Origin of the sequence: Methylobacterium sp. J-001 (genome assembly GCF_022829565.1) — a bacterium.
Taxonomy (GTDB): Bacteria; Pseudomonadota; Alphaproteobacteria; order Rhizobiales; family Beijerinckiaceae; genus Methylobacterium.
On the sequence record NZ_JAKSYN010000018.1, the window covers coordinates 1 to 1792 of the forward strand.

A 1792-nucleotide genomic window follows, 5' to 3' on the forward strand; every position below is an offset into this window, starting at 1 on the left:
GGGGTGGGGGTGGTGCAGAAGGCACCGTCACGCCCGGTCCTGCACCACCCCCACCTCCCACTCCTCCCCACAAGGGGGAGGAGAGCGCGTCGCGCCTCACATGAATCGATGTGGGAACATCGTGACCCGCAGAGGGGGAGGGGACGATCGAGGAGCCTGACATGGATTTCGACCTGAACGAGGACCAGTCGCTCCTGCGCGACAGCGTCGAGCGGCTGGCGGCGGACCTGTACCCGTCGCTGGAGAGCCGACAGGCGCGGCTGACAGCGCCGCTGGGCTTCCCCGAGGCGGGCTGGGCGGCGTTCGCTGAGCTCGGCGTCACCGGCCTGCCCTTCTCGGAAGCCGAGGGCGGGCTCGCCGGCGGCCCGGTGGAGACCATGCTGGTCATGGAGGCGGTGGGGCGCAACCTCGTGGTCGAGCCGCTGTTCGCGAGCCTGGTGCTCGGCGCGACGGCGCTCCGGCTCGGCGGGAGCCCGGCGCAGAAAGAGACGCTCCTGCCCGGTGTCATCGACGGCAGCCTGCGGCTCACCCTGGCCCATACCGAGCGCCAATCGCGCTACGACTTGGAGGATATCGCCACGGTGGCCCGGCGCTCCGGCGAAAAGTTCGTGCTGAGCGGGGCCAAGTGCGTCGTGCCCAATGCCGACGCGGCCGGGCTGATGGTGGTCTCGGCTCGGGTCTCCGGGGAGCGGCGCGACCCGCACGGGATCGGGCTGTTCCTGGTGCCGGCCGACGCCGCGGGGGTGGCGATCGAGGCCTACCCGACCCAGGATGGCGGCCGGGCCGCGGAGGTGTCGTTCTCGGAGGTCACGCTGCCGGCCGACGCGGCGCTGGGCGACCCCGAGGGGGGCCTGCCGCTCCTGGAGCGGGTAATCGAGCACGGGATCGCGGCGCTGGCCGCCGAGGCGGTCGGCTCGATGGACGCGCTCCACAAGCTGACGGTGGAATATCTCAAGACCCGCAAGCAGTTCGGGGTCAGCGTCGGCTCGTTCCAGGCGCTGCAGCACCGGGCCGTGGACATGCTGATCCAGCTGGAGCAGGCGCGCTCGATGGCGCTCTACGCCGCCATGATGGTGGAGGCGGAGGATCCCGCGGCGCGGGTGGCGGCGCTGGCGGCCGTGAAGGTGCAGATCAACAAGGCCTGCCGGTTCGTCGGCCAGGAGGCGGTGCAGCTCCACGGCGGCATCGGCATGACGCTCGAATATCTCGGCGCCCACCACTTCAAGCGGCTCGCCATGATCGAGTACCAGCTCGGCGACACGGCCCACCACCTACGCCGGATCACGCAGAGCGAGAACGGCCTGCTGGCGGCGTGAGAGGCGATTTTCGCCTTACCCCATCCCGCCCAACCCCCTCATCCTGTGGTGCGAGCGCAGCGAGCCTCGAAGGAGCCTTCCAGGGATCGTGCGGCTGGCTAGAGCCCTCCTTCGAGGATGGAGCGCGACAAGCCCCCTCTCCCGTGCGGGCTAGCGGACTCACAGATCGAGATTGCCCTGTCGCAAGCCTCTGAAACACCACGCATTTCCCCTCCCCCTTGCGGGGAGGGGGCAGGGGAGGGGGTGGTGCAGGATCGAACGGCACGATGCCTTCTGCACCATCCCCACCTCCAACGCCTCCCAGGAAGGAGGAGGAGAGCGCGTCGCGCCTTCCACCGGCCGATGTGTGAACATCTTAGCGCGTGCGGGAGAGGAGACCTGCGCTTCGTCCTGGCGTTGCAAGCCCGTCTGTCCATCGAAAGACCAGAGCCTGTCAGAATGGGTTGGATGAAGGGAGCAAAAAATCAGTTGAACAG

The 1792-nt window shown here is 69.1% G+C and carries 1 protein-coding gene; it reads left to right on the plus strand.

All coding sequences use genetic code 11. The annotated features are described in order from the left end of the window. The first annotated feature begins 161 nt into the window (after positions 1-161). Positions 162-1316 carry an acyl-CoA dehydrogenase family protein gene (locus MKK65_RS00405; RefSeq protein ID WP_243954336.1) on the plus strand — a complete coding sequence of 385 codons (1155 nt, stop codon included), beginning with the start codon at positions 162-164 and terminating at the stop codon, positions 1314-1316. The last annotated feature ends 476 nt before the right edge of the window (positions 1317-1792 follow it).

Bases quoted from the DNA above. Each gene is read 5' to 3' on its own strand.
- MKK65_RS00405 (WP_243954336.1), top strand. From the start codon at position 162: ATGGATTTCGACCTGAACGAGGACCAGTCGCTCCTGCGCGACAGCGTC.